The organism is Aquimarina celericrescens, assembly GCF_042682765.1.
Classification (GTDB): Bacteria; Bacteroidota; Bacteroidia; order Flavobacteriales; family Flavobacteriaceae; genus Aquimarina; species Aquimarina celericrescens.
The window spans coordinates 208,221-231,095 of sequence record NZ_JBHUHY010000007.1 but is presented as its reverse complement, the minus strand read 5'-3'; the positions used below and the strand labels follow the sequence as shown (position 1 = coordinate 231,095).

General features: G+C 33.8%; 24 protein-coding genes. 8 read left to right on the top strand and 16 right to left on the bottom strand.

The window, feature by feature from the left end; translation table 11 throughout:
* Nucleotides 1-166: 166 nt before the first annotated feature.
* The 4 genes from ACFSJT_RS10105 to ACFSJT_RS10090 all read left to right on the top strand — a co-directional run bounded on the left by ACFSJT_RS10105 (nucleotide 167) and on the right by ACFSJT_RS10090 (nucleotide 1,929).
* Nucleotides 167-619 carry an SRPBCC family protein gene (locus ACFSJT_RS10105; RefSeq protein ID WP_378320138.1) on the top strand — a complete coding sequence of 151 codons (453 nt, stop codon included), beginning with the start codon at nucleotides 167-169 and terminating at the stop codon, nucleotides 617-619.
* A gap of 63 nt (nucleotides 620-682) precedes the next feature.
* Nucleotides 683-1,087 carry a GNAT family N-acetyltransferase gene (locus ACFSJT_RS10100; RefSeq protein ID WP_378320137.1) on the top strand — a complete coding sequence of 135 codons (405 nt, stop codon included), beginning with the start codon at nucleotides 683-685 and terminating at the stop codon, nucleotides 1,085-1,087.
* A complete protein-coding gene (locus ACFSJT_RS10095) occupies nucleotides 1,087-1,326 on the top strand; it encodes a hypothetical protein (protein ID WP_378320136.1) in 240 nt (79 codons plus the stop codon). The genes ACFSJT_RS10100 and ACFSJT_RS10095 overlap by 1 nt, the downstream gene beginning before the upstream one ends.
* A gap of 87 nt (nucleotides 1,327-1,413) precedes the next feature.
* The gene (locus ACFSJT_RS10090; protein WP_378320135.1) at nucleotides 1,414-1,929 is read left to right on the top strand and encodes an OmpH/Skp family outer membrane protein; all 516 of its coding nucleotides are present in this window, start codon (nucleotides 1,414-1,416) and stop codon (nucleotides 1,927-1,929) included.
* Between the two features lie 118 nt (nucleotides 1,930-2,047).
* Here ACFSJT_RS10090 and guaB read toward each other — a convergent pair whose 3' ends face one another.
* Nucleotides 2,048-3,523, bottom strand: coding sequence for an IMP dehydrogenase (gene guaB / locus ACFSJT_RS10085; protein WP_378320134.1), 1,476 nt, complete (start codon nucleotides 3,521-3,523; stop codon nucleotides 2,048-2,050).
* 225 nt (nucleotides 3,524-3,748) lie between these two features.
* Between guaB and ACFSJT_RS10080 the strand changes: the two genes are divergently transcribed.
* From ACFSJT_RS10080 to ACFSJT_RS10065, 4 genes are all read left to right on the top strand, one after another.
* Nucleotides 3,749-4,084: a hypothetical protein gene (locus tag ACFSJT_RS10080; protein ID WP_378320133.1), complete on the top strand. Its 336-nt coding sequence runs from the start codon at nucleotides 3,749-3,751 to the stop codon at nucleotides 4,082-4,084.
* A gap of 446 nt (nucleotides 4,085-4,530) precedes the next feature.
* On the top strand, nucleotides 4,531-6,444 hold the full coding sequence (locus ACFSJT_RS10075) for a basic secretory protein-like protein (protein WP_378320132.1): 1,914 nt from the start codon (nucleotides 4,531-4,533) through the stop codon (nucleotides 6,442-6,444).
* 122 nt (nucleotides 6,445-6,566) lie between these two features.
* On the top strand, nucleotides 6,567-7,421 hold the full coding sequence (locus ACFSJT_RS10070; protein WP_378320131.1) for a LamG domain-containing protein: 855 nt from the start codon (nucleotides 6,567-6,569) through the stop codon (nucleotides 7,419-7,421).
* Between the two features lie 410 nt (nucleotides 7,422-7,831).
* A complete protein-coding gene (locus ACFSJT_RS10065; protein WP_378320130.1) occupies nucleotides 7,832-8,905 on the top strand; it encodes an acyloxyacyl hydrolase in 1,074 nt (357 codons plus the stop codon).
* A gap of 463 nt (nucleotides 8,906-9,368) precedes the next feature.
* On the opposite strand, the gene ACFSJT_RS10060 is transcribed toward ACFSJT_RS10065, so the two are convergent.
* The 15 genes from ACFSJT_RS10060 to ACFSJT_RS09990 all read right to left on the bottom strand — a co-directional run bounded on the left by ACFSJT_RS10060 (nucleotide 9,369) and on the right by ACFSJT_RS09990 (nucleotide 22,874).
* Entirely contained in the window at nucleotides 9,369-9,848 is a 480-nt protein-coding gene (locus ACFSJT_RS10060) for a hypothetical protein (protein WP_378320129.1), read from the bottom strand.
* 243 nt (nucleotides 9,849-10,091) lie between these two features.
* The gene (locus ACFSJT_RS10055) at nucleotides 10,092-11,366 is read right to left on the bottom strand and encodes an RNA polymerase sigma factor (RefSeq protein WP_378320128.1); all 1,275 of its coding nucleotides are present in this window, start codon (nucleotides 11,364-11,366) and stop codon (nucleotides 10,092-10,094) included.
* Nucleotides 11,367-11,375: 9 nt separating this feature from the next.
* Nucleotides 11,376-11,717 carry a YciI family protein gene (locus ACFSJT_RS10050; protein WP_378320127.1) on the bottom strand — a complete coding sequence of 114 codons (342 nt, stop codon included), beginning with the start codon at nucleotides 11,715-11,717 and terminating at the stop codon, nucleotides 11,376-11,378.
* Between the two features lie 16 nt (nucleotides 11,718-11,733).
* Nucleotides 11,734-12,078 carry a YciI family protein gene (locus ACFSJT_RS10045; RefSeq protein ID WP_378320126.1) on the bottom strand — a complete coding sequence of 115 codons (345 nt, stop codon included), beginning with the start codon at nucleotides 12,076-12,078 and terminating at the stop codon, nucleotides 11,734-11,736.
* 176 nt (nucleotides 12,079-12,254) lie between these two features.
* On the bottom strand, nucleotides 12,255-13,154 hold the full coding sequence (locus ACFSJT_RS10040) for a TolB-like translocation protein (protein WP_378320125.1): 900 nt from the start codon (nucleotides 13,152-13,154) through the stop codon (nucleotides 12,255-12,257).
* Nucleotides 13,151-13,579, bottom strand: coding sequence for a nuclear transport factor 2 family protein (locus tag ACFSJT_RS10035; RefSeq protein WP_378320124.1), 429 nt, complete (start codon nucleotides 13,577-13,579; stop codon nucleotides 13,151-13,153). Before ACFSJT_RS10035 ends, ACFSJT_RS10040 begins: the two co-directional genes overlap by 4 nt.
* Before the next feature lie 378 nt (nucleotides 13,580-13,957).
* Nucleotides 13,958-14,446, bottom strand: a complete 489-nt coding sequence (locus ACFSJT_RS10030) for a DUF1203 domain-containing protein (protein ID WP_378320123.1) — start codon at nucleotides 14,444-14,446, stop codon at nucleotides 13,958-13,960.
* A gap of 67 nt (nucleotides 14,447-14,513) precedes the next feature.
* Complete coding sequence (locus ACFSJT_RS10025; RefSeq protein ID WP_378320122.1) at nucleotides 14,514-15,359, bottom strand: bifunctional helix-turn-helix domain-containing protein/methylated-DNA--[protein]-cysteine S-methyltransferase; 846 nt, start codon at nucleotides 15,357-15,359, stop codon at nucleotides 14,514-14,516.
* 88 nt (nucleotides 15,360-15,447) lie between these two features.
* On the bottom strand, nucleotides 15,448-16,692 hold the full coding sequence (locus ACFSJT_RS10020; RefSeq protein WP_378320121.1) for a DUF3570 domain-containing protein: 1,245 nt from the start codon (nucleotides 16,690-16,692) through the stop codon (nucleotides 15,448-15,450).
* Nucleotides 16,693-16,704: 12 nt separating this feature from the next.
* Entirely contained in the window at nucleotides 16,705-16,914 is a 210-nt protein-coding gene (locus tag ACFSJT_RS10015) for a DUF4266 domain-containing protein (protein ID WP_378320120.1), read from the bottom strand.
* 7 nt (nucleotides 16,915-16,921) lie between these two features.
* The gene (locus tag ACFSJT_RS10010; RefSeq protein ID WP_378320119.1) at nucleotides 16,922-17,362 is read right to left on the bottom strand and encodes a thioredoxin family protein; all 441 of its coding nucleotides are present in this window, start codon (nucleotides 17,360-17,362) and stop codon (nucleotides 16,922-16,924) included.
* Between the two features lie 447 nt (nucleotides 17,363-17,809).
* Nucleotides 17,810-18,313 (bottom strand): ferritin, encoded by a 504-nt coding sequence (locus ACFSJT_RS10005; protein WP_378320118.1) that lies wholly within the window; start codon nucleotides 18,311-18,313, stop codon nucleotides 17,810-17,812.
* 141 nt (nucleotides 18,314-18,454) lie between these two features.
* Entirely contained in the window at nucleotides 18,455-18,967 is a 513-nt protein-coding gene (locus ACFSJT_RS10000; RefSeq protein ID WP_378320117.1) for a PAS domain-containing protein, read from the bottom strand.
* Nucleotides 18,968-19,063: 96 nt separating this feature from the next.
* Nucleotides 19,064-21,532, bottom strand: coding sequence for a TonB-dependent receptor domain-containing protein (locus ACFSJT_RS09995; RefSeq protein WP_378320116.1), 2,469 nt, complete (start codon nucleotides 21,530-21,532; stop codon nucleotides 19,064-19,066).
* Nucleotides 21,513-22,874 (bottom strand): HTTM domain-containing protein, encoded by a 1,362-nt coding sequence (locus ACFSJT_RS09990; RefSeq protein WP_378320115.1) that lies wholly within the window; start codon nucleotides 22,872-22,874, stop codon nucleotides 21,513-21,515. The genes ACFSJT_RS09995 and ACFSJT_RS09990 overlap by 20 nt, the downstream gene beginning before the upstream one ends.
* Nucleotide 22,875 lies beyond the last annotated feature (1 nt).

Here is a 22,875-nt window from a genome sequence, read left to right as displayed (position 1 = left end):
TTTGTTTATGATAAAGTCCTGAGCCGGACAAAAATAATAATATTATGATGTTTTACAAGCTACTTTCCTAACGAACCAATATCTTCTATTAGTATTAACTTTTAATTTTTTTATGATCTACGTATATTGTATGCACCATAACACCTAACAAACAAAAAACAAAATCATGGAGTACACCTTAGATATTGAAATAGAATTACCTAGGAACGAAGTAATTACAAAATTTGACAATGAAGAAAACATGAAGCATTGGCAAAAAGACCTGGTAAGCATGGAACATCTAAGCGGAGAAAAAGGAAAAACAGGTGCTACTTCTAAATTAACCTATAAAATGGGAAAACGTGAAATCGAAATGATAGAAACTATTACTCTTTTTGACCTGCCAGAAGCTATTCATCTTACTTTTGACGCAAAAAATGTTTATAACATTCAGGAAAATTATTTCGAAGAACTCCCTAACGGAAACACAAAATGGATTTCTAAAAATGAATTCAAATTTAATGGTTTCATGAAACTTATGGGGTTTCTTATGCCCGGAGCATTTAAAAAACAATCTTGTTCTTATATGGAAAATTTTAAGGCCTTTGCCGAAAAAGGGAAAAGTGTATTAGATAATTAACTATTTTTTGAATTTATATTTTATACCTCTGTGATTAAAATTTTAAATACTGAATCGCTAACTGTGGATAAAGAGATTGCTATTCAAAATCTATTTAAGCAATTAAGTCCAAATAAAAAACAAATTCCGTTAAACGAATTATTATCAAACCAATATAATCCTCTTATTTTTATCTATCATAAATCTGATGAAAAAATTACTGGAATTGCTTCGATGTGTCTATACAAAGTGATTTCTGGACATAAAGGCTGGATAGAAGATGTAGTAGTTGATTTTAATCATAGAGGTGAAGGGATTGGTAAGAAACTTATTCAAAAACTAATTAATTTGGCTAAAGAAAAGAACCTTTCAGAAATTAATTTATTTACAGAAGATGAAAAAAAAGCTGCTATAAGTTTATATTCAAAATTAGGATTTAAGCAAAGCAGCAGTCGACTGTATAACCTAAAAATAACAAAAGGTATCTAATGGAAAAAAAACTAAAATTAATTTGGGATTTTAGAGGACCTGCAGCACAAAAAACGGCCCAACACCATGAAATTCATCTCAAAGAATATATCATGGCAAAGAATTTGACCGTTAACATCACGGGTTGTTTGGATATAAATGATTTGCATAGTATGGCATATTTGGTAGTGACCGAGTCAGAGATGAAACCTGTTAGAGATGCTTTAAAACCACATCGCGGACAGTTATATGAAGAATAAATCTTCAAAAAAAATGGGATTGGTACAGATATTGCCCTAGACCTTATATATTTGCAAAAATTTAAAATTTAGTAAACAAAAAAACGGATGAAAAAGTTAATAGTATCGATCTTAGTATTTGCAGCGAGTTTTCAACTAAGTGCACAATCTAAAACAGGAACAATAGATACAGATTTTGTTCTTTCTAAAATGCCCGAACTTACAAAAGTTCAAGAAGATCTAAAGGCCTACAATGGTAAACTAGAAGCTGATTTAAAGGTAAAGGTTGATGAGTATCAGGCCAAAGTAAAAGACTACCAAGAAAAAGTAGCTTCTTTTACAGAACCTATGAAAAAAACCAAGCAAGAAGAAATTATTAATCTTGAAAATGATATTGCAAAATTTCGCCAGAACGGTTCTCAATTAGTGCAGTTAGAACAAAACAAATTATTACAGCCATTATATGAGAAAATCGGTAAAGCATTAGAAGAAATAGCAAAAGCAGAAAAGTACACTCAGGTTTTTACTATTACCACTAGTGGTCTAGCATACATTGATCCACAGTATGACCTTACCAAAAAGGTAATGGCTAAGCTGGGAATTAAGTCAGAAGAAGGTAAATAAGTCTTCTTTGCAAAAGTGTAAATACAATACCATCTTCAAATTGAAGATGGTATTGTATTTAAAGTCAATTTCTTGTAGTTTGTCCTCGATATGCAAAATAGAAATCATATTCGAAAAATTACCTTCTACTGTAATTCGGAGACTCTTTTATAATTGTTACATCGTGAGGATGACTCTCATGAATCCCGCTTGCCGTAATCTTTACAAAGCGTCCTGTTTTTTGAAGCGTATTGATATCTTTTGCTCCGCAGTATCCCATACCCGCTCTTAGACCACCAATAAACTGATGAATACTCTCTATCAAGTCTCCTTTATAGGCAACTCGACCAACAATTCCTTCTGGAACCAGTTTTTTGATGTCATCCTCTACATCCTGGAAATATCGATCTTTAGATCCTTTTTTCATTGCTTCAACAGATCCCATACCCCGATACGTTTTATACTTTCTTCCCTCATAGATAACCGTTTCGCCTGGAGATTCTTTAGTACCTGCCAAGAGAGAACCTAACATTACAGTATCTGCTCCGGCAGCAATTGCTTTTGGTATATCACCTGTGTATCTAATTCCTCCATCAGCAATTACAGGAACCCCGGATCCTTTGATTGCATTAGCAACCTCTAGAACCGCAGAAAACTGAGGGAATCCAACACCCGCTACCACCCTGGTAGTACAAATAGATCCCGGACCAATTCCAACTTTTACAGCATCGGCTCCCGCTTCTACTAAGTATTTTGCAGCTTCGCCAGTAGCTATATTACCTACTATAACTTCTAAGTTAGGAAACTTTGCCTTCACTTGTTTTAAAACAGTTACAACACCCTTGGTATGCCCGTGTGCAGTATCAATAACAACGGCATCAACACCAGATTTCACTAAAGCTTCCGCACGTTCTACTGCATCCCCTGTCACTCCTATTGCAGCGGCAACTCTCAAGCGACCAAGCTTATCTTTATTTGCCATTGGCTTTAAAGTAAGCTTAGTAATATCTCTAAATGTAATTAATCCAACTAACGTATTTTCTTTATCGACAACAGGAAGTTTTTCAATTTTATTATTTTGAAGAATAACTTCAGCCTGTTGCAATGACGTTCCTTCACCAACTGTAACCAGGTTCTCGCTTGTCATTACTTCAGATATTGCTCGATCATCATTTTTTTCGAAACGCAGATCCCTATTGGTTACAATACCTATCAGTTTATGATTATCATCAACAATAGGAATACCACCGATACTATGTTCTCGCATGTTATTCTTAGCATCAATTACTTTGGCATCTCTTGGTAACGTAACCGGATCGATAATCATTCCACTCTCAGCACGTTTTACTTTACGTACTTTTATGGCCTGTTCCTCTATGGTCATGTTCTTATGCAATACACCTATACCACCTTCTTGTGCCATCGCGATAGCCATACGACTCTCTGTAACTGTATCCATGGCTGCCGAAACAATTGGAACATTAAGTGTAATATTTTTTGTGAATTTTGTCTGAATACTTACCTCGCGAGGTAGTACTTCAGAAAATGCGGGAACTAAAAGTACGTCGTCATAGGTAAGACCCTCTCCAACGATTTTGGAATCATGTGCTATCATTGCAATTAAAATTTAATTGCGTGCAAATATACGTCTTTTTTGAGGAATATTGAGATGTTATCTTTTCTTTTTAAGTATGCAATCAAATTGCTTGGAAGGACTAAAAACTTAAAAGGGAAATACCCCTATTTAATTTCCGTGTTTTCCCTCTACCCTATCACTATAATGAATAGTACATTTGACAAAACAAACAACAACGCTAACTCATATTAAAATTTAAGCAACATGATCGTTTCTCAAAAAATAGAAAGTTATAGTATTCAAATTGTTAGTAATTATACTGGTGGAGGTGGATATCAGATGGGATTTGTGTATTTATATGGAGAGAACTTAAAATATTTAGGATATCTAGGTATAATCAAAAATGGGCAATCATTACCACAAAACAGACAGGATGCTCGTGGAGTTTTGCATATTTATTATCATGAAACCGAATTACAATCTATTCTTGATACCCTTAGAAATGAAACCTTTGTATCTCTTGAATTTAATCCCAGTTCTAAATGGGCATCAATCAGTACGAGCAAAGAACATGCAGGCAATGGGGAGCTTGCTGCATAGTGATCAAAAGATCTAAAAAGACAAGTGCTACTATTACTCTCACTTAGCTCATGGGCCAGCTGGAAAAGGGAGTACGAAAAATAATACTTGTGAAAATGTAATTGGTTCACAATCCAGCAACAGTGGAAGTGCGCTAAATCAATGGTAACCGTAGTCTTTTTAGGTCTTTTTGACATTCACAATACTGAAAAGTTTTTTCTTAAAAAAACATCAAATTCATTTAAGCTTAGAATTCATTTGGCATTTAGTATCTTCCTTATTACAAGAATCTTAAGACTTTAAAACACTTATAATGAAAGTTGTTTCTTACCTTCAATTTCTCAAACAGCGTTTGTTTAACGTCATTGAGCTATATTTCTTTCCCGAATAGCTAATTTCTTTTCAAAAAGAAACTGATTCTTATACTTTTAGAATAACAAAACCTAACATAAGAAAGAAATTACCCCATGAAACCTAACCAACTTAGCTTTACATTGCTTCTGGCAATATTCTTGTTTTTTTGCTCCTCTTCTCTTAATGCGCAAGTTACTGTTCATCAACATTGCAATTTTACAGGATGGACTATGCAGCTAGATGCTGGAAACTTCAATAGTAACGACATCAGGGGAGCCGGAGGGCTCCCTAATGATGCATCCTCTATTAAAATATCCCCGGGTTATACCGTAACTTTATTTAGCGGAGACAATTTTACAGGAAATTCGATAACATATTCTAGTAACGATGATTGTCTAGTTAATGAAAGTTTTAATGATGTCGTATCTTCCATAAGAGTTACTTCATTAAATGTCTTAACTTTGTTTCAACATTGCGGTTATAGTGGATGGGATGCTCAATTTGGTGTTGGAAACTTTACTAGTGATGCTATACGGGCTGCTGGTGGAAGACCCAATGATGCCTCCTCGATAAAAATAGCTGAAGGATATCAGATAACAGTATATAGAGGGGATAACTTTACAGGAAATTCAATAACATATGCTGGTGATGATGACTGTTTTGTGAATGAAGGCTATAATGATGTTATTTCTTCATTTAAAGTTGAAAAAGTAGAAGCGCAAAATGTGGTTTCACTATTTCAACATTGTAATTATGGTGGATGGGAAGCAAAATTTGGTATAGGAAACTTTACTAGTGGTGCTATATGGGCTACTGGTGGAAGACCAAACGATGCCTCCTCGATAAAAATAGCTGAAGGATATCAGATAACAGTATACAGGGGGGATAATTTTACCGGAAATTCAATAACATATGCTGGTGATGATGATTGTTTCGTGAATGAAGGTTATAATGATGTCATTTCTTCATTTAAAATTGAAAAAAATAATAGTGATGGGGATTGGGATAATTTCCCTTATCCTGTTATAAATCTAGTAGATCAAGCATCTTACCATAATGGTTCTAAAATATTTTGGGATGCATTTCCTAATGCCGAAGAAATCATTAAGCAACTTATTTTAGAGGTATGTAAAAAAATATATTATAATGACAATGATAATCTATTAAGATTTAACAAATTAAATCTCTATTTGCGAGATGAAGGTGGAATTGCGGCAAAATGGGGAAGCCCCCCAGAAATTAGCATTAAAATTAGTGTTCGTCATATTGAAAATATATACAACAGTCGAGGAGGAAATCTTCGCGCGGTAAAGGAAGATATTGAAGGAATTTTATCTCACGAATGTACGCATGCCTATCAATGGGGGCCAAGAAATGCAGGAAGTTATCAACAAGGAACCGAATTTTACGGCTATATAGAAGGATTGGCTGATTATGTAAGAATCTCTCTGGGTAGACATCCAGACCGCTCTCCCAGAAGAGGCGGTAGCTGGACTAGTGGATACACTACTACTGGATTCTTTATCAATTGGATAGTAAATAACAAAGATTCAGAATTTGCAATTAAATTCAATCATAGTGCGAGAACCTACAGAACTTGGTCCTGGGACACTGCCTGTAGAAATATAGTTGGTGAAACCGTGCAATCACTATGGAATCAATATCAAAACAGTTTGCAGCGTTCTAGTTCATCTAAAACAATTAATGAAATAACGGCTAAAGAAGCTGAGTACGATCAACAGCTGGACTGTGATATGAAAATAAATTCTGTTCACAATCATATCACAATGGATTCAAAATTATATCCCAATCCTGTTCACTCATTATTACATTTTGAAGTTACAGGTACACTACGTAGTGAATCCAATACAATTGAAATACATAATCTTTCAGGCATGTTAGTTAAAAACATAGTATTTGATGGAAGCAATCAGGCTATCGACATGTCTGATCTACCATCAGGAATCTATATCGTTACCATAAAAAATAGTGAACATATAACGAAAAAAAGAATCGTAAAACAATAACCAAAATAGTTGTTTTTGAGACTATCATGATAGGCGTCTGCATATTTTTTAAATCACAAGTACTGAAAAGTATCCCCTACCACTAGACGCCTTTTATGATAGTAAGCTTAAATTACTTACTGATGAAAAAAACAATTAACTTGCTACATATCCTTCTAATCTTGACAACATTATATTCGTGTGAAGAGGAAGAATTATCTCTTTTTACTGTAGATGCCGATTCTCAAGAAAATTCTATCGCCAAATCTACTATTCATCCCGGTACATGGCAAAATATATTTACAGATCAATTTAGTGGTACTTCATATAATGATTTCAATAATATATGGAATTATTTATATCCCTGGGGAAGTGATCATAATGGCTCTGCCCGTATGTATGGTAGTACATATGATCACAATCACGTTTATAAAAGCGGATATGGCTACCTCGTTATTAAAGCATCCAAAATAAATTGGAATGAAGGTAATAGCAGTCATGATCCATGGCTTCCGATTCGATATCATTCTGGAGCTATTCATGCAAAACAAAAAGTAAATATTAACGAACAATACCCAGAATGGTCATTAGAAGCTCGTATCAAAGCGCCTTCATCATATGGCACATGGCCTGCCTTTTGGATCACTCACGATGGCCCCTGGAATGCTGAAAGTGATATTATGGAGTATAAAGGATCTAAAGTTTGCTGGCAAAATACCTGGGATCTAAACTGGGAAGAAACCCTGACCAAAGTTTCTAATCCCGCCAGGTGGCACACTTATAAGGTTTGGATCACCAAAGAGGGAAACGATGTTGATATTCATTATTATATCGATGGAATCTGGAAAGCTCAACACAGGGGTACCAATTTCGCCAATAAAAACATGAACATTATTTTAAACCTACAAATGGAGGGGTCATCTGGAAACTACGGACCAAGTGGTAATACTTATATGCTTGTTGACTGGATAAATGTTAGTAGAAAACACAAATATTAGTCAAAAAAGACCTGAAAACTTGATAAAATCATACTTTTAGCCTCTTATTGCATGGGCCAGTCAAAACAATGAATCATATACGCACCTGTAACAAAATGCAGGAAACATTGTTTTTGACAACAGTGGAAGTGCTTCAAGACCCATGATGGCAACTATGTCTTTTTCAGGTCTTTTGATAAACAATTTGATTATGTCTTATACTCATCATGTTTCCAAGAGTTGAGCACTAGAAAGGTGATTATACATTTCATACAAAATCCTTCATTTAAGGCTATTCATCTTTTCATTGTAAAACACAAACCATACTCTAAAGATCGGTGGTAATACTTTCACTCTGTTATATTTCCCTTAATAAACTTCGACGCCAATTAATTTTCAATATATTAGGATATAAGTTTAATGCTATATTAATGAGAACCATAGGATTTTTAATAACGCTTCATCTGTGTACTATCGTATATGCCCAGACAACCGCAAAATATTATGGTTTAAAATCTCACTATGGTTTTATTATTGCTCACACTCCAGATTTAGAACCTATATCTCAAACAAATCCATATGGTTTTCAAATTGAAATGAGTAAACTAAGAACAAGTGATAAAGCCTGGAAAACTTGTTTCTGTTATGGCCGATCAGGTTTTGCATTCTCATACTTCAATTATGCAAATCCAAATATACTCGGTAGTTCTTATAACCTGATCTATTTTGTTGAACCTTATTTCACTTATCAAGGACCTTTGAAATTTTCGCTTAGAGGTTCTATAGGCGCTACCTATCTTGATACTATTTTTGATGAAGAGACTAATCCAGAGAACGTACTTTTTAGCACAAATCTTAGTTTTTACTTAGCCTTATCCCTTAACCTCAATTATCATATTAGTGATAAGTATGCCATTAATCTCTCTGCCAATTATAATCATATTTCTAATGGAGGTCAGAAGCAGCCCAATAAAGGAATGAATTTTCCTACGCTGTCCATAGGGTTCGATAAAATCATTGATAACGTTCCCTTAAAACCCAAACCACATGAGCTTAAGCAATATAATCGTGCATGGAGTTATTACCTTGGATCTTTTGCTAGTCTTAGATCTGCAGATCGAGATGCTGAATCAACAAATCATCCTTTAATTGGGGTACTTGGTGGCGCACTAAAGCCTCTATCTGCTATTAACGGTTTCAATTTGGGGGTAGAATTTTGGTATGATTGGTCTGATGAAAAAATTGCAAAAGTTCAAGAGCTCAACGATTCGTCTTTCTCTTCTGCTGCTACCTTAGGGCATCATTTTACAGTAGGTAATTTTTATTTTTTGCAACAATTTGGTCTTTATATCACGCGACCAAAAAATATTCAATCCAATTGGATGTACCAACGATATTCTTTTTGGTATCGTATCAAAAATAATTGGACAATAGGAGCTTCATTAATTGCGTATGGCAGAAGAGCTGACCATATGGATGGCAGATTAATTTATATTATAAAGTAAATCAATCGATCAAAAATGCTTATCTATTACTCACGTTAAAAAAACGGAGTTTGTTATTCACTCCCCCCGTTTTAAAATGGTTTACGTCTCGTTATATAAAATACAATTATAACGAAGGGGCAAATATAACCTTTTATAGAATAATCGAGTAAGAAAACTAATTGATCACTTTTAAAAGATCAACAAATATAAGTGTAAGTTATTGAAAATTAGTTTTTTAAAATTTTGGCACGACAATTGAAAATACTACACTAAGAAACAAATAATTTAAAAATCAAGGCTTATGAAAACTTTATACTTTAAATTCGGATTAAATCTTCAACCTTTTATTAATTTTCTAAAAGAGCTTCCTGCATCAAGCAGTTATGCCATCCACAGATAAGATATAATAAAAATGAAGATACAAAACAGTCACAAACTTCAAAGCCTGTGACTGTTTTGTTTATTAATGATATAACGAAAATTAAGTCAGCATTTCTTTTGTTAAGCTCTTTCCATAGGGGCAGTTACATGAAAGACTTTTTGAGTAACTTGTTTTTGTCTCCATATTCATGATAAGAAACACTTCCTCTTTTATGGATAGTATTACTTGATTTTCTTGCCAATCTATCTTAATATCCTCTTTGTTGAGATTTTTAATGAAACTGTACTTATTCGAAAATTCGATTGGTAATGGCTGCTCTTTTATAGTAAAATCTTTTAAAGTACCATTTGGTTTAACTGGAGTAACCACAGAACATAAAAAACCGTCAAAATCAATCTCTAACTTATTAGGAGTTAATAAATATACCCAAATACTATAGCTATCTTGTTCTATAATTATAGTTCTTCCAATAATTGGTTCTGTAGCAGTAATAAAAACACTATTGCCATGTAGTTTTTTGGGTTCTCTTACTTCTTTAGTAAACAATCCATTGATAATGGATAAAATTAAGGTCTTCATTTAGGGAGCTTTGGGGTTTTATTTTATTATTTATTCTATTAACAACTAAACATTCTGATAAATAGTATCTCTTTTAATTATACGTTCAAAAATTATATCTTGAATAGTTGGAAAAACTACAAACTTAAATAATAGAAAATAAAATATAATTGGGCTTTTATCCCTTTAATAAAGGGGTAAACACCCCTTTTAATAGAATTGAATGAAGTTGTTAACTTTATATGTCATAAATTTGCTAAATCTTTATTTATACGAAGAAATTTTATCTTTAAGAAATCGTTTTTCTGATTTTGATTGAGTAAGCCGAATAGCTTTGTCATAATGAGCCAAAGAAAGGGAATGATTTGATAATCGTTGATGAATCTCTCCCAAGGTAGCATGATATAAGTAATACTTCTCTAATAACTTATCATTTTTTATTCCTTCTAGGGCGAGTAATGCTTCTCTTGGTCCCTGAAGCTCCAAAATAACAAGGCACTTGTTTAAAAATACAATGGGATCGTCTGCAATATCCAATAGTAAGTTATAATATTCTAAAATCTTATTCCAATCTGTATTTTCATAATACTCTGCACAACAATGCTGATAAGCGATAGCAGCTTCAAGATGATAGGTTGTAAGTCTACTTCCAAAAGATGCTTTGTTAAGATAATCTTGACCAGAATGTATAAGTTCATGATCCCATTTGGTTCTATCTTGCGCTGACAATAGAATGATAGATCCTTCAGCTGTAACACGACTATCTAATCGTGCAGAATGAAAACACATTAAGGCCATTAACGCATATACTTCTGGTAACTGGGTTTGTTCTGAGGATAAAAGTGATTGACATAGTAATATCGCTTGACGAATCAAATCTTTACGAATAAGCTGATTGGTATGTGTTGAATTATACCCTTCATTAAACATCAGGTAGATTGCGCTTAATACAGAACTGGTTCGCTGATTAATTGCAGATTGAGATGGGATTTCGGGTCGAATTTTATGTTTTCGAAAATATTCTTTGGTTCGGTACAAGCGTTTAGAAATTGTATCCTCTGAAGTTAAAAAAGATTTTGCCACTTCTTTTGTACTAAACCCACAAAGTGATTTAAGAATAAAGGTAATCTGATTCTCCTGAGAAATATCAGGATGACAACATGAATACATCATCCCCAAAAAATCATCCTGTATCTGATTTTCTTCCCAAAAATCATCCATTGTAGTCTTAAGCGTATATTCTGAGGTTAATAATTGTTTTTTTGGATCTGAAAAATCGATAGTTTTACTGTGTTTTTTTCTTCTGATAATATCAATCGCCCTGTTGCGTGCTACGCGATAAAGCCATGCTTTAGGATTATCTGGCATTCCTCTAAATTTCCAGGTTTCAAGAGCACTCACTAATGCGTCCTGCACGACATCTTCTGCAATTTCGATATTTTCTGTTCCAAAAATTTTTATCAACACAGCGACCATCTTTCCTGACTCTTGTCTGAAAAGATGGTTCAAAGTTGCATCTATATTATCGTTATTCTCCAAAAGAAATAATTACATAGGACTAATTTCACGTACCTCGACACTACAATTGTACTCAAACCCAGGACAATCTTTTGAAATATTTGTTGCATCTTCCAATGAATCTGCATGTATAAGAAGATAGCCCCCTACTAATTCTTTACCTTCTGCCAGTGGCCGATCTATGACCCTAGATCCTCCTTCTACGATTGTTTTTCCTTCACTTTTAAGTGGCTGCCCACCAACAAATTTACCTTCTTCTGCTAAACCACTCATCCATCGCTGCCAATGTTGCATGTGCTTTTGCATTTCTTCCGGAGATCTATGTCCCGATTCGTCGTCACCTCCTCGAATAATTAATAAGAACTCTTTCATTATGATAGTTTTTATATTAATCTTCTGGCCAAATTTCGCGTACTTCTACATGAGATTCCCACAGCAATCCCGGACATCCTTTAGCCATTTGAGTAGCTTCGTCCAGGGTATCTGCTTTCACAACTAGATATCCTCCTACTAACTCTTTACTTTCAGTAAGGGGTCTATCGGTTACTTTCATGCTACCAGGATGTATTGTGTTTCCATGAGGATATAATCGTTCACCTCCTACAAATTTTTCCTGTTGGCCCATCTCATCAATCCATTGTTGCCAATGTTGCATGTGTTTTTGTTGTTCTTCTGGAGATTTTGAATCCCAAACTTCATCTCCTCCTTTAAAAAGAAACATAAATTCTTTCATACGTTTGTTTTTTTATGGTTATAATATTTTTTATACCAATATGACGAAAGTATTTTTAAGATTTGGACATACCCTATAACTCTAAAAAGAAAATTCCGGACATCGATCACAACAACATTCAATTTAAAGAATTAAAGAAGATGCTTTTCAGCTTAAACATTTTTCTTTTACAAGCTTTATTTAAATTGGTCTAGAATCTTAGCATCTACCCAATAAATGTCTTTATTGCTGGTATAGAAAAAATACTTGCCATCTTTGGTTACAAACGGGCATAATTCATGATTTTTGGTATTAATGAGCGGCCCCATATTTTTTGAAGTTGTCCAAGTGCCATCCTCTTGTTTAAAACTAATATACAGATCACCTCTACCTAATCCCTCACTCCTTGTTGCACAAAAAATGACAAACGATTCATCTGGAGACACAAATACATCAGCCTCATAAGCCGCAGTATTTATGGCATCCGATAATTTAGTAGGTTCTTGAAATCTATTTTGCTCCATTTTCGATGCATAAATATCGAAGTTATTGTTTTTGCCTCTATTAGAAGAAAAATACATGGTACCGTTATTCGTAAAAGAAATATAATACTCGTTTTTATTTGTGTTAATATTTTCACCTACATTTATTGGTTTTGACCAGCCATAGGGTCTTTTTTCTGAATACCATATATCGTGATCTTTTCTATTTCCGCGGCCATCTAAAGGCATATCAGAGATATAATACAACCTATACTCATCTGGCGACAGAAAAGGATCATTATAACCATATACCGCATGTGATATTATAGTCTTTGGGATTGTCCATTTGTTTTTATCTAATCTTGTATATCGTATTTCTGACCTTTCTCCTACATCAACTCCATAAAAAAATTCTGTCCCGTCTTTTGAAAACACAGATCCAAACTCATATTCGTTCTCTTTAGAAATAACTTCTGGAGCAAAGATTTCGGGAGTCCTAGAAGGTAATTGTTGGTCTAAATACAAATGAGTTTGTTGTGCCTGAATCAGATTCAACACAATGAAAAACACAAGAGTTAAATAGATATTTTTAGTAAATAGTATTCTAGAAATCATTTTTCAGCGGCTTCATTCATTTTTTTATAGAAAATCTTACTTACCACTTTCCATTCACCGTTAATCTTAAGCAGATTCATATAATCGATAAATGTAAAGGTGGGGTATTCAATTTCGAGTTTGGCATTTGCAGCATGACCGGTAATATTAATATAGTCAATCTTTGTTTTCCTATTTTGTTTTGGTCCTGGTTTCATTCCTTTTTTAAAGAATTCTAAAGCATTAACTTCTTTATACTCGCCGTTTTTTAAATATCTCATTATAGCCGTCTCATGAAAAGCCTTTTTTAGAGTCTCATAATCATTATTTGTACCTCCGTCAAGATAATATTGTACAGTTTTTTCAACCAATGTGTAATCAGATTCCTGGGCTTTTATGGACATGGTAATAGTCAGCAATAGTGATAAGGCGAACAATAGTTTCATTTGATAATATTTTATATTGGACATTGATTTATTTCTAAATATTGATACTGTATCCAGTAAACTACCTTGCGGCAAGCCTACACGGCATCGTTTGGAAAATAATTTTGATTTCGAGGCAAGCCTCGGTACATTTAAAATCTCGATTATCGAGTAAAAAAGATTGTTGATCTAAAGTAGAAAAACATTTTTGAACCTATTCATAAAAAAAACCTAATACTAGTTTTTGTCTATTTTAAACAACCAACTTCAAGTACGATATGCGTTTATTTTGAAGGTTTTACAATTGAAAATGCTTGTAGCTTATCTATTAATTTACATTATGGCAAAAGAGAACTCCATCATATAGAATTCCCTTTTGAAGTCTCATTTGTAAATATATCAAAATGCATCAATTCTTTCGATTTTACAAATAAAACAACCTGCTTCAGAATTTCTTGCGTGTAAATAAGAGACCTCATCATTTTCTTTAAATATTTCTGAAATCAAAACATCTATATCAGAATCTCCAACCAGTTTGGTGTATGTCATTTGTTGATCCTTACTATATCCAATTAAGGTCAACGGAAAATTTTGTTTATCAGCTTTGATTTCTGAAGGAAATTTATGGATGTCTGAATACGATTCAATTTCTTTTGCATGAATGAATATTGGCCCTGATTGTGCAAAAGCATTATTGATTTCGAAGGGATTATGATGTAATAAAAGTCGTTTATCTTTTCCAGGTTTGAATGGTTTTAGAGAAACTCTACATGGCCCAAACCCACTAGCAACTTGTTCGATAACCTGATATTCAAAATCATCTTTTCTAGATTTTCGGATTTTTGAAGCATACCTTTTGGTCAAAGGAATAATTTTAAACTGACTCATTTTTTATTTTTTTAATGTCCTACACAAAGATGAGTTCAATTTAAAATCTGTACCACCCGTATTTTGCTCAATTTCTTATTAATTTTACAGCTTCCCAACCAATCATAGCAGTTTTCCGAACATCTCCCCAATGGTATTGTCCAAATTCTCCTGAAGATTGAATCACTCTATGACAAGGAATCAAAAAAGCCACAGGATTGTTACCTATTGCTGTTCCAACTGCCCTAGAAGCTTTGGGTTTATCTATATGCGATGCAATAGTTCCATATGTAGTTAGCCCCCCTTGAGGAATTTTGAGTAGTGTGTCCCATACCTTCAACTGAAAATCGGTACCTTTCAAGTGAAGCTTTATTTGATCCAAATCTTTCCAGTCCTTTGTAAAAATGAATAGTGCATTCTGTTGTATTCTATCTACAACCTGATTGAAAGTTGCATTTGGAAACGGCTTTTTTAGCTCTTGAAAAGCTAATTCTTCGTTATCAACGAATCCCATGTGACAAATACCTTTATGGGTAGATGCCACTAGTATTTGGCCAAAAGGTGTTTCGGCATAACTATAATTCACCAACAGATTTTCTCCTCCATTTTTATATTCACCAGGGGTCATGCCCTCTATCCTTACAAAAAGATCATGTAGTCTTCCCGTTCCTGAGAGTCCGGTTTGGTGAGCGGTATCAAAAAGAGTGGCTTTTTGATTTTGTAGAATTTGCTTGGCATACTCAATGCTGATATATTGTAAGAATTTTTTTGGACTTACACCTACCCAATTGGTAAAAAGACGTTGAAAATGATAAGGACTAATATGCACTTTTTCTGCTATTTCATCCAAATTAGGTTGGGTCCTAAAATTTTGCTTAATGTAAGTTATCGCTTCAGCAATACGATTATAGTCAATCTGGCTTTGTTCTATCATCTTTATTCTTTTTTTAAAAACGATACAAAAATAGATTACAACGAATCCTGATAAAACCCAAAACTTGCGCAATAAATTTTAAAGGGCTTTAATCCATAACAAAATTAAATCCTCCCGAAAATAAACTTGCTTTAAGCCCAGAATTACGTTCATACTGCCTAAACCTCAAATCGATGGTCTTTAAGCCAAGTTTCCAGATATGCATTTTTGCAAAGATGTCTGTATAACTGACTCCAAAACCGTATTGATTTGCATCAAAATCAGACAAATCATAATCTGATGTATAAAAATCCTGCGTAGACAAATGCTCGTTAAAGGGTGCAAAATAATCGGCAGCAGTTTGGGTATAAAAACGATAGCTTGGATACAGTGTGAATTTATCTGTAATTTTAATAGGTATTTCTATACTGGCTGTATGTGAATTAATTCCCCAATCATCTATATAATATCTATAAAAGGTTCGCACTGTAAAAATCTCATTGATGTAATAATGTAACCTTCCGCCTGCGGCAATCTTAACTCTAGAATCGGGTAAGCGCTCGACATCATCACCAAGGGTGAACTCCTGAACAATCACATCGGTCACATCAGCAAATTGAACTCTTTGAAAAGGTGTTGACAGTAAGCCTTCTTGCTGAATCACATCCAAAGACAACGACCCCTGCATTCTTTTTGACAATATTTGCGAAAATCCGATCCCGAGTGAATATGAATTTCGAGATTCATCATCAAACTTAATAAAAGAGGGCTGATCTCTTAATTCTGTAGGATAAATAGCATTCCAGGTATCCAAAAAAACATTAGCCTTTACACTTATTTCTGTGTTTTTTTCATTGAATAACTTGGTATAACTGCCTCCAAAACCTACTGAGAAATAATCATACTCTGTTGCCACAGCTACGTTGGCCGACCATATATCGTTACGATCGTCACTACTATGACTATAGTTACCAGAAACTGTTGTTAAAACATCTTGCCTTGATGCCCCTGATGATGCGACAAAAGGATTCGCAGGACCATTTCCATCAAAAGGTCCTACATTACTTGAGGATGCCGATGTATATGCCGATATACTTGCGTCAATTGTTAATACATCGTCATCATTTAACGGGATAGAAACTAAGATTGTAGGGGTAAGGTCTGTAAGCTCTTCTGTCCCAATACCACCAGTTACAGCAGCGTTATCGCCTTCCTGAGTATAATAACTTGCTAAAAAATCAATCTCTGTAGACTCTAGCACCCTTTTCTTATAGGTGGTTGAAGTTTCTTGTTGTGATTCCTGTGCAGCTAGTGCTGTCGATAATAATAATAGTATTAAGGAGAGTTTTTTCAAAAAAATAATTTTTTAGTTACAACCACATCCACCACCTGTCTTTCCACCATTGGCTCCTGCAGCCGACTCTCTATAGGCCTGAAAATTGGTCTCAAAACGATCGCATTTTTTTAAAGCAAGTTCCATATCCGGATCATTGAGTTGTACTTTTTCATATTCTTTGACTACAACACAGGAAGTGAAACTAAGAAAAACACACAAAACAAGAATAAGCTTATTCATACAGATATTATTTGATCATTTTATTCAATATATCAAGATACGCACCTGGAGTCACTTTCTTGTACCCGACTTCACCAAGTTTTTTGCCGGTTTTATCTAAAACCACTACGAGAGGAAATCCGCCACTTTTATTGTACCTGTCTGCTAATCCATTATTTTGGTCTTGTAGTTGTTGGGACAATTGGTTCTTTTTCCTTCTTGGAAAATCAGCTTTTACAAGCACATAATTATCCTGGGCATACTTTTTAAATTCTTCTGTATCAAACACTTGTTTTTCTAACTTAATACAGGGTGAGCACCAATCTGAGCCAGCAAACACCAATATAATAGGATTATTATTTTTTGAAGCAATTTTTTTTGCTTCTTCAAAATTGTTTAGCCACTCTTGAGCGTTCATTTGAGCTATTCCTGCGACAACTAGAAATCCAGCTATAATAATTTTTTTCATAGAACTATAAATCTAATATCTATTAACTACTATTACAAATGATTAGTATACCAAAATAATAGCAAAACTATTATTTGTACCCAATCTAAATGATGATAATTATCATACTTAATAAAATCTATTCTTATTTGATCACTTAATAAAAAACGAGCATGTTTCAAAACATGCTCGTTTTTTCTATGATAGAAATTAAAACCAATTAATTTATAATTTGGGACATCTCTTGCAATTGGATTTCCCTTTCTTTTTATACTTTTTACAACATTTTTTCTTTTTTCCTCCGCAGACAACTTCACAATTTACAGATACACAAGGAGAATATAATGATGGTGTCCCTAAATTTTGCACTAATCTTAATTTTTATTAAATCTAAATAAAGAGCAAAAATATAAAAAAAAGACATCAAAAAAAGGAATCTTTAAATTTTCTTTACTGACTTATTAACAGTTATTTACCTTCTTCTACAGCTTGTAAAGTATTAATGTCCCGATCAAACAAATAATGTCCGGATTTATCATCACCAATGATCTTTAATTTATCCAATAACGTACGGGCAATAGCTTCTTCTTCAAGTTGTTCTGCTACATACCATTGCATAAAATTATGTACGTTGTAATCTTTAAACTGTAGACACTCATAAATAATATTATTGATTTTGGAAGTGACGAATTCTTCACTTTCCAGAAATATTTCAAAAAGTTCCATCAAAGATTTAAAATCATCTCTAGGTTTATCTATTGCCGGTATAACTGCTATTCCGTTTCGTTCATTTATAAATTTAACCAGTTTGGTCATGTGTACACGCTCTTCTTCGGATTGTGTATAAAAAAAGTCTGCAACCCCATTGTATCCCCGGGTATCAGCCCAACTAGCCATTGAAAGGTACTGTGCAGAAGCTTTTGCTTCGTACTTTATCTGGTCATTAAGTAATTTCTCAATTTCTGGTATCATATGCTTTACTCCTAATTATTTTGTATACGTCTAAAATAAGGAATTTATCGCGCTTTAAATAGCATCGACATGATTTCTGTATAATTAAAATGAGACTACTTATAATCTTTTAGAAGAGCGTACTTAAAAAAATAAGAGAAACTATGCAGCTTTTTCGAAAGCGATATAATTTATGAGTTTTCCTTTTTTATCATGGATTGGGAATCCTTTGATCTTACAAGTGTAGGGCGTATCATCTTTTCTGTAATTGAGAATAGAGACTTCAAAAGGCATTCCTTTATTTATTGCGGTTCTCACTTTTGCTGATGTTTCGTGGCATGTATTTTCTCCTTGAAACATTTTTGGAGAATTACCAATAACTTCTTCTGGTGAATACCCGTTCAACTTTTCTATATTCTTTGATGCATAAACAATTTTCAAACTTGGGTTTGTAATCACAATAACCGATTGTTCTTCTAAAAGCTCTTTGTAATAGTCTTTATTGAAATCCCAGTTTTGAGTCAATTTTTTGAGTGCACCAATATCCTCTTTAAAAATTTCGAGAGTTGCATGATGCTCCCCATAAAATTCCCAGGATAATAAAGGCAAAGAATATCTTGACATTTTCTCATAATACCCAGCCATCATATGATCATATCCCTTGAAATCTTCCATAAACCATAATTTTTTATCAAAATTATTGAATTAAACTTGTACTTAAGATTGAACAAAAGTTAATTCTTTGATTAAACAAAGGTTAAACTTTTGCTTTTACAAGGTAAACTGAAGGGTTGCATACCATGATATTGGTGCTGCTGGAATAATTCCAGGTCCAGGATAGCCTGTCGCACGTTGTGTGAAGTAGCTTTCATCCAAAAGATTATTAATCCCCGTCTCTAACTTAAACTTTCTGTAAGTGTAAGAGAATGAAATATCAACTATAGAGTATGCAGGGATCTTACCTAACGTTCCCTCTTCCTTGGTACCAGTGAGACCTCTATCGGCATTGGTAACTTCTGTAAATTGTTCTGAAAGGTGGGTAAATTGAATATTACCTAGAAAGTTTTTATAACCAAATCCTATTCCTGTTTTTAGATTTATTAAGGGTATAAACTCTACTTTGTTACCTTCAATAGGCTCCTCTGATCTAGTGTATTCTGAATCCGTTATAGCCAGATTTACAAAAGTATTAAGTACGTAATTGGTATTATTTACAAAAAAAGTATTACCAATATTCCAATTTGTGTAGCTTTCTATTCCATAAATTAAAGCATCTCCTATGTTTCCGCGTACCCGTTGTGCTCTATCATTAAAAACTTCTCCTATGCGGTCATCATACCATAAACCAAATAAACTGGCATCATAAGTGAGATCATCATTGATCTTGCCTCTGATCCCAATATCGGCTGTAAAGCCTTCTTCATCACCAATATCCGGCCGAATAGAAAATGTGGGATTAACTATTCGAATATCACTAAAAGTAACTGATCTATAGTTTTGGGAAACATTGGCATAAGCTTCAATTTCTGGACTAATTTTATAACTGGAGCCAATTCCTAATAACACAAAAGACCTTTCTAGAGTATCATCATCGGTTTCTGTCGTATTATTGATAGGATTACCGGCATTATCAAAAACCACATTATTATAAATCCCTTCAGTCTCTGTTTTGATGTACTCGAAACGGAATCCAGGGGTAATCGAAAATTTATCTGAAATATTAAATATATTTTCTCCAAAAACAGCAATATTAAGATTAGGAAAATCAAAGGTAGATTGATTGGCATAATCAGGAAATCTATCATTTTGAAAACTAAAATCTGCATCTGTACCCAAGCTGCCAGGGCCTTGTCTGGCATCATTATTAGCTTGATAATATTTTGAACCTATAAGAAAAACTGATTCTTTACCTAGTATATTATACCTACTTAATAATCTTGCCTCTGCTCCCCAGTTTTTGAAATTTCCAACGATCAGATCTCTTGGGTTTACAAAATTACCATTGGCATCTACTTCGTCATCTGCCGTAATTGGATTAGTATTAAGATCTGTAGGTATTCCTCTAAACCCTAAGGCACTTCGCGAAGCATCCAAACCAAAAAAATTAAGACTAAAATCTGTTTTTTCAGAAAACTGATGCTCAAGTTTTAATGAGTATAATTTCCAGTCAACTTCAAACCAGTTTCTAGTACGATTGCTAAAATCGGGATCCAGTTCAAATTGTGTATCGGTTAATCCTCCCGGCTGTTTTGCCAGATAATTAAGATAGGTGAACTCCCCTATCAATTTTGTTTTTTCAGATAACTGATACCCCAGATGTGCATAAAAATTCTTAGAATCAAATTCGGAATTCGGTCTAAAACCGTCTCCTTGCTTATAATTAAAATAGGTGTAGTAACTAAATTTACCTACCGTTCCACTTAAGCTATTAAAACTAGTAAATAAATTAAACGAACCCAGGGACTGTCGTGAAACCAATTCAATCTTTTTATTGGGATTGGGTTGCTTCATTTTAAAATTGATCAATCCCCCAAACTGTGTGCCGTATTGTAACGAAGCTGCACCGCGCACCACTTGTATTTCACTTAAAGCTTCTGCCGGAGGTGTATAATAACTTTCGGGATAACCCAGCACGTCTGCACTAATATCATACCCGTTTTGACGTGTATTAAAATTAGCAGTTCTATTAGGATCAAGACCTCGACCCCCGATATTAAGCTGCAATCCGCCAATACTATTCTCATAAATATTAAGTCCTACAACCTGTGCATAAATTTGTCGTGCATTGTTTGATGCTAAGTTACCTATAGTATTTTCAAGTAAAACAACTTCACTTTTCTTTCCTGCGTAAATTGCTGTTCCTTCAACAGGTTTTAGTTGTTTGAGTCCAAAAATACGTTCTCTTCGCTGCGTAATGAGTACTTCTGAAAGCTCTTCGCCTAGCGGATTAAGAACAAGGTTTATCTGAGTATCACCATCTACGGTAACTTGTTTTTCAAGAATATCAAAATCATAATTAAAAATTGTAATCAAGTATTCACCGTTTTCTATATCAGTAAATTCAAAACTACCATCTTGTTTAGTAGTCGTTTGTTCTCCTGTATTCTGGTTGTAAACTTCTGCATTATAAATAGGTTTATTATTTTGATCAGTAACAGTTCCAGTCAATTTATGCTGCCCTGCTACCGAAATCCAAATAAAAACTACAAATAATAGTACTTTATAATCCCTTAATTTCATCTTTAAACGGAATAATCCAATTTTTATGTTTAAACGATTCTTTTTGTTTTCCCAAATCCACTTCTGGATCAATATATTGAGTGCTTAATCTACCGTTAAGTGCTACATAACTCTCAACAAATACCTGTACATTTTGATGACCATTGTTCTCAAAATGCTTTTTTAGATAATGAGCATATTGTAGAATAAAATCAGGTTGTGTAGCCATTTGTTTTTGCTGAAAAGAAGTAAGAAAATCATCATTATCTACATAAAATCTATTATCTGTCTTACTATCAACAATCTTAAAATTGGCATACCCGGCTTTTTCCATTAACATTACTCGCCACGAAAAACGAAACCCTTCTTCTGTCCAAAACAACTCTCCGGGATAGAGTAAATAACGAAACGGCAAAAGTAATTGAATTACAAAGAATAAGGACAAAAACGATAATATAATTTTGTTCCTCTTTGGTACATGTGGTAATGGTAGATTTGTATCAAAGAAGACTTTGTTAATTCTCAAAATCTTTGCTACAAAATTCAATATCTGATGATGAAGATTCGCATCAAAAAATATGAGTGTGCTAATGATCATAATGTATGGGAACATTCCGATAGGAAAAAGAACACGAGTAAGTACATGAAAGACCACTACCAATACGAATGCAAATACTCTGGTTCTTTTGTATACCAATAAAAAGGGAATGGTGAGATCATAAATAGCCCCTGTATAACTAAATAGATAGTGCACCCATTCTTGATGCATTAAATCTCCCATAAATGGGACATCATACTTCGATGGCAACCAAATCTTAAGGGGCATGGCTCTTACTAACCAATCTGAGTTAAGCTTTGCTAAACCTGCATAAAAATAGACAATACCAAGCAGTAATTTAACAGCGTCAATAGCCCATCTTGGAATTTGTTGAAATGAGATTCCTTTCTTCTTCGCATCTACAGAAAAGTAAGCATTTGCAGGCAAAAAAATCATTAAAAAACTTAAAATGCTTATGAAATAATAATGATTTAGATACGTAGTTTTATCCATTAATTCTATATAGGTAAAACTAAGAAAGAAAGCAATGATCGCTATTCTGTATTTATACCCGATTGCTACAAAAATTGCTGAAAGACCGCAAAGCGCAAAAATAAGGTAGGTGTACTGGCCTATAGGCTTCACAAATTCGAAACCATAGTATGAAAAGAAAAACTTGGGTTGTATGTATAATTTATCGATCCAGCCATAACTCCAGAAGCGAATAATACTGAGCAACATCATGATCCCAAAAAAAATACGAAAGACTGCAAGTGGTGCAGCCTCTGTATATGCTCTAAAATATTGTTTCAGGGAATCATTCATA